This is a genomic window from Streptomyces sp. FH025 (assembly GCF_017427025.1).
In the GTDB taxonomy this organism is placed as follows: domain Bacteria; phylum Actinomycetota; class Actinomycetes; order Streptomycetales; family Streptomycetaceae; genus Kitasatospora.
In genome coordinates, this window is sequence record NZ_JAFLNG010000513.1 from 1 (window position 1) to 5,689 (window position 5,689).

The following is a 5,689-nucleotide window of genomic DNA, read 5'->3' on the forward strand; positions in this document are numbered from 1 at the left end:
CACCGTCGCCCCGGCCGCGCCCAGGCTGGTCGCCGCCTCCTTGCCGCCCAGCCGCCGCCCGGCCACCGCGTGCTTGCCCGCCACCTGGGCCAGCAGCTCCGCCAGCACCTGCTCGTTGGTGTGCACCGGCCGCCAGCCCGCCTCGTGCAGCCGACTGCCGGACACCACCCACGGGTACATCGTGTACGCCAGGTCCCCCGCCGGGGCCGGGGTCAGACCCAGCCGGTGCAGCCGCGCCGCCGTACCGAGCGCCAGCGAGGCCGGCAGCTCCATCCGCCGGATCCCCGACAGGCGCTCCACGTCCTCCTGCTCCAGCCAGCCGTCGCAGCCGACCGTCACCTCGCCCTCGACCAGGCCCAGCGCCGCGTACTCCAGCGCCGCCGCCAGGTCGTCCACGTGGCAGAACTGCCAGCACGGCCGGGAGCCGGCCACCACCAGCAGCCGGGGCGCCTCGAAGTGCCGGGTCAGCACGGTGTCCACCCCGGGGCCCACCACCACGGCCGGGCGCAGCACCGTCACCTGGAGCCCCGGGTGGGCGCGCGGCGCCCGGCGGGCCAGCCGCTCGATCTCCAGCAGGTCCCCGACCAGCGAGGCCTCCTCGGTCGCCCGCAGCTCGGAGTCCTCCGCCAGCGGCACCTCGTTGTCGGCCAGCGCGCCGTAGACCATCGCCGAGGTGCACAGCACCACCCGGTGCACCCCGGCCGCGGCGGCGGCCGTCAGCACCGTCTGGGCGCCGCGCACGTTGTAGGCGCTACGGGCCCTCGGGTCTGACTCCATGCCGAAGTCCATCGCCAGGTGCACCACCACGTCCACCCCGGCCAGCCGCTCGGCCACCGCCGGGTCGCGCACGTCCAGCACCCGCCACTGCACGCCCGGAACGTCACCGCGCCGGTCGTCCACCGCCAGGACCCTGCGCACGTGCGGGGAGGCCACCAGCCGGGCGGCGACCCGCTCGCCCAGCCCGCCCGCGGCACCGGTCACGGCCACGGTCAACAACCGCCCGCCGTAGGCTGGAGGCGGCGACGCCGTGGTGTCCGACGCGTCCTCTCCTCCGGTCAGCCCAGAGCGAACGTCCGAGGGCGGGGAACTCACCGGCCATCCTCCACGGTTAGCTTATGTGCGTACGGACGTGTGTCACGTACGTCCATCCTGCCCGAGGCGAAGGCCCGGCGGTGCACCCGGCGCGGGCCTGCCGCGCGGGATCCGCCCACGAGTCCCCCGCTCCACCGGAACCCCGGGCGGCAGTACTTCCCGCCACACCCGTATGACGGCCGACCGGATCGAGGACCCCGTGAGCGACCTTCCCTTCGGATTCGGCGTTCCCCCCGAGGAGCCCGAGGACGGCAAGGCCAAGCCCGACGACGCGCAGAAGAAGAAGGACCAGAGCCCGGCCGGCTCCGGCGACAGCGGCCCGCAGCCGTTCGGCTTCTCGGCCGGCAACCCCTTCGGCGCGATCTTCGGGATGCCCGGCGCCCCCGGCGGCCCCGGCGGTGCCGACAACCCCTTCGCCGCGATGTTCGGCGGCATGAACCCCGGCGACCTCGGCGCCGCGTTCCAGCAGCTCGGACAGATGCTCTCCTTCGAGGGCGGCCCGGTGAACTGGGACCTCGCCACCAACATCGCCCGGCAGAGCGTCGTCGCCGAACCCGCCGAGGGCAAGAGCAAGGACCGCTCCGTCAGCGCCGCCGAGCGCGCCGCCGTCGCCGAGGCCGTGCGCCTGGCCGACCTGTGGCTCGACGGCGTCACCGAGTTCCCCTCCGGCGCCGGCACCGCCGTCGCCTGGAGCCGCGCCGAGTGGATCGAGGCCACCCTCCCGGTCTGGAAGGACCTCGTCGACCCGGTCGCCGAGCGCGTCGGCAACGCCATGGGCGGCGTCCTGCCCGAGGAGATGCAGGCCATGGCCGGCCCGCTGATGGGCATGATGCGCTCCATGGGCGGCGCCATGTTCGGCACCCAGATCGGCCAGGCGCTCGGCGCCCTCGCCGCCGAGGTGGTCGGCTCCACCGACGTCGGCCTGCCGCTCGCCCCGGCCGGCAAGGCCGCCCTGCTGCCGCAGAACGTCGCCGAGTTCGGCGAGGGCCTGAGCGTGCCCGCCGAAGAGGTCCGGCTCTACCTCGCCCTGCGCGAGGCCGCCCACCAGCGGCTCTTCGCCCACGTGCCGTGGCTGCGGGCCCACCTGCTGGGCGCCGTCGAGGCCTACGCGCGCGGCATCAAGGTCGACACCTCCCGCATGGAGGAACTCGTCGGCCAGCTCGACCCGAGCAACCCGGAGGCGCTCCAGGACGCACTGGCCGGCGGCCTGCTCCAGCCCGAGGACACCCCCGAGCAGAAGGCCGCGCTCGCCCGCCTGGAGACCGCCCTCGCCCTCGTCGAGGGCTGGGTCGACGCCACCGTGCACGCCGCCGCCGAACCGCACCTGCCGCAGGCCGGCGCGCTGCGCGAGACCGTCCGCCGCCGCCGTGCCGCCGGCGGGCCCGCCGAGCAGACCTTCGCCACCCTGGTCGGCCTGGAACTGCGCCCGCGCCGCCTGCGCGACGCCGCCCGGCTGTGGGCGCTGCTCGCCGACGCGCGCGGCGTCGAGGGCCGCGACGCGCTCTGGGAGCACCCCGACATGCTGCCCACCGCCGCCGACCTGGACGACCCGGACGCCTTCGTGCACCGCAGCAGCGGCGACGACCTGGAGGGCGGCTTCGACTTCGACGCCCTCGACAAGCTGCTCGGCGAAGCCGCGGCGGGCGGCAAGCCGGACCTGACGAAGAAGGACGACGGCGCCGAGCACAACGGCCCCGAGCAGGACGGCACCGACGGAAAGGGCGAGCCCACCGCATGACGGCCACCGACACGGGCGCGTCCACCCTGCACGCGGACGCCGTCCGCACCCTGACCGGCTGGCGGCCCGCCGACGAGGACCAGGAGCAGCTGCGGCGCGACTACCTCGCGCACCTGGCCGAGCAGCCCGAGGGCCTCTACCGGTCCTGCCTGCCCGCGCACATCACCGCCAGCGCCGCGGTCGTCGACCCGGCCGCCGGGCGGGTGCTGCTCACCCTGCACCCCAAGGTCGGCATGTGGCTGCAGATGGGCGGGCACTGCGAGCCCGGCGACGCCGACCTGGCCTCGGCCGCGCTGCGCGAGGCCGTCGAGGAGTCCGGCATCCCCGACCTGACCCTGCTGCGGGAGAACGGCGCGCCCGTCCCGGCCAAGCTGGACCGGCACCTGGTCCGCTGCACCGGCAAGGACCGGCCGGAGAACACCCACCTGGACGTCCAGTACATCGCGCTGGCCCCGGCCGGGGCCCAGGCGCTGATCAGCGAGGAGTCGCTGGACCTGCGCTGGTTCGACTACGACCGGCTGCCGGAGCTCACCGACCACTCGGTGCGGGACCTGGTGGACCGGGCGCGGCGACTGACCGGCTGAGGTCTGACCGGAAAAAGGAGGCGCGGGCCGCATCGGCCCGCGCCCCTTTTTCTTCGTCTCACCACCAACGACGCCAGCTCGGCTGACTCAACGGCTCAACCGCAGGAGGCCGCCGGATCCTCCTGGCCCGAGGCGCCGTGCCTGGCACCGGGAATGTGCGGCAACCGGGCGGCGGACACCACGCCCTCCAGATAGCCTCGGGCCCGCTCCGTCCGGGGGTAGGCCTCCAGCAGCGCCCAGAACCCCGGGCCGTGGTCCGGCACCAGCAGGTGCGCGAGCTCGTGCAGCAGCACGTAGTCCAGCACGTACTCCGGCATGCCCTGCAGCCGGTGGGACAACCGGATCGTCCCCTCGCTCGGGGTGCACGAGCCCCAACGCGAATTCTGGTTGGTCACCCAGCGGACCTGGCTCGGCCGGGCACGATCGCCCAGGTAGGCGGCCGACAGCTCCCGGGCCCGGGCCATCAGGGCGTCGTCCCCGAGGATCCGCCGGCGCTCCTGGGCGGCGAGCTTCTCCAGCATCTGCGCGACCCAGCGCTGCTCCTCGGCGTGCGACATCCGGGCCGGGATCAACACGACGGTGCGGTCGCCCTCGCGGTAGGCCGAGACGGTACGGCTGCGGCGAGCGCTGCGCCGCACCTCGACCCGCGCACGGTCGTGCGCTTCCGGGGGCACGGCTCCGGCGGGCGGATGCTGCGGTCTCTTCTGCTGCTTCTCGTCCGGGCGCCCGCGCGTGTTCGGCGCCGCCATCTGCGACCCGGACGCTGCACGGGCACGCCGACGCGACGCCGGTGGATGGGAGTCCCGCTCGGCTGCCATGGCACACGACGTTACCCGCTACCACTGACAGAAGTCCGCTGCCGTGGCCGAAATCTTTCGTGGAGCGATCGGTAACGAAAGGCCGACAAGAGGTGTCCGGAAACCGACGTTCCAGGAGATGGACAGTTATCCACAGGGCCTGCGAACGGATGGTGTGATCATGCGCCCGCTCCTGTGGATAACTTTCAGCACACCCTCGGCCCGATGGGGCATGCTGCGGTCAGCCGTCCGGAAACGATCGGAAGGGAGATCGTCGTGCGCCTCGTACTGAAGCCCGCTCTGTCCCGCAGCTGGCGGGACTCCGACACCCTGCAGTTCGGCACCGTCACCCGGTACGCGGGGGTGCTCGGAAACGCCGACAAGACGCTCTGCGAGTTCCTCGGGCTGGTCGACGGAACGCGCGACCGGCCCGAGCTCCTGGAGGCCGGCGAGCGGATCGGGCTCGGCCGCGAGCCGACCGACACGCTGCTGACCGACCTGGAGGAGACCGGGCTGCTGGACGACGCGGAGGCCACCGACCGGGCCCTGACCCGGTTCCCCCAACCGCACCGGGGCCTGCTCGGGCCCGACCTCGCCTCACTGTCCCTGGTCCACTCCGGCCCGGGCGCCGCACCCGCGGTCCTGGCCCGTCGGGCCGAATCCCGGATCGAGGTGCGCGGCGCGGGCCGGGTCGGCGCCGCCGTGGCGGCGGTGCTCGCCGCAGGCGGAACGGGCACGGTCACGGTCGCCGACGGCGGGCGGGTCCAGCCCGGCGACTGCTCCCCGGCGGGGCTGCCACCAGCGGACATCGGGCGGCTGCGCTCGACGTCCGCGCGGGAGACGGTGCAGCGGGCCGCCGGCCGCAAGCCGGTCCCCGTACCACGGCGCAAGCCAGGCGACCCGCCGCCCGACTTCGTGGTCCTCGCGCCACGGGACGGCAGCGCCGCCTTCGCGGGCGGGACGTACGAGGCCCGGCTCCTGCTGCGGGCCGGGGTGCCCCACCTGTACGTGGGCGTGGTCGAGGAGTTCGGCATCATCGGGCCGCTGGTCATCCCGGGCATGTCGGCCTGCGGGCACTGCCTGGTGCTACGGAGGGAGGACGAGGACGCCGCGTGGCCGCGGGTCCTGGCCCAGCTGGCGAACAACGGCCCCGGCCGCGCCCGCACACCGGCCTGCGACACGGCCCTGGCGACAGCGGTCGCCGGACTGGCGGCGCTGCACGTTCAGCTCCACCTGGACGGCGGTCGGCCGCCGAGCGTCGACGGCTGGTGCGAGATCTCGGCGGGCGACGGAATGTCCCGACGCCTACGCCTACGAGGGCACCCGGACTGCGGCTGCCTGTGGCAGCCACTGCCGCCGGGCTGAGAAGGAAGGAGCGAGAAGCACACCGGCGTCAGGCCGACGGCTGCGGGGCTCAGCAGCCGCCGACCTGACCCCGAGATGCCACGGGCGAGCGCCCGGCCAGGTGAGCCCATGGC

At 74.6% G+C, this 5,689-nt stretch carries 5 protein-coding genes; 3 read left to right on the forward strand and 2 right to left on the reverse strand.

The features are described 5' to 3' along the window. On the reverse strand, positions 1–1,092 hold a 1,092-nt coding region (locus J0670_RS28115), incomplete at its 3' end, for an NAD-dependent epimerase/dehydratase family protein (RefSeq protein WP_207814501.1). 199 nt (positions 1,093–1,291) lie between these two features. Between J0670_RS28115 and J0670_RS28120 the strand changes: the two genes are divergently transcribed. Together J0670_RS28120 and J0670_RS28125 are read left to right on the forward strand one after the other, a co-directional pair. After that, positions 1,292–2,830 carry a zinc-dependent metalloprotease gene (locus J0670_RS28120; protein WP_207814502.1) on the forward strand — a complete coding sequence of 513 codons (1,539 nt, stop codon included), beginning with the start codon at positions 1,292–1,294 and terminating at the stop codon, positions 2,828–2,830. Beyond that, a complete protein-coding gene (locus tag J0670_RS28125) occupies positions 2,827–3,414 on the forward strand; it encodes an NUDIX hydrolase (protein WP_207814503.1) in 588 nt (195 codons plus the stop codon). The genes J0670_RS28120 and J0670_RS28125 overlap by 4 nt, the downstream gene beginning before the upstream one ends. 95 nt (positions 3,415–3,509) lie before the next feature. Here the strand turns inward: J0670_RS28125 and J0670_RS28130 are convergent, their stop codons facing one another. Next, a complete protein-coding gene (locus J0670_RS28130) occupies positions 3,510–4,088 on the reverse strand; it encodes a M48 family metallopeptidase (RefSeq protein WP_307806733.1) in 579 nt (192 codons plus the stop codon). A gap of 399 nt (positions 4,089–4,487) precedes the next feature. Between J0670_RS28130 and J0670_RS28135 the strand changes: the two genes are divergently transcribed. Beyond that, positions 4,488–5,576 (forward strand): TOMM precursor leader peptide-binding protein, encoded by a 1,089-nt coding sequence (locus tag J0670_RS28135; protein WP_207814505.1) that lies wholly within the window; start codon positions 4,488–4,490, stop codon positions 5,574–5,576. Positions 5,577–5,689 lie beyond the last annotated feature (113 nt).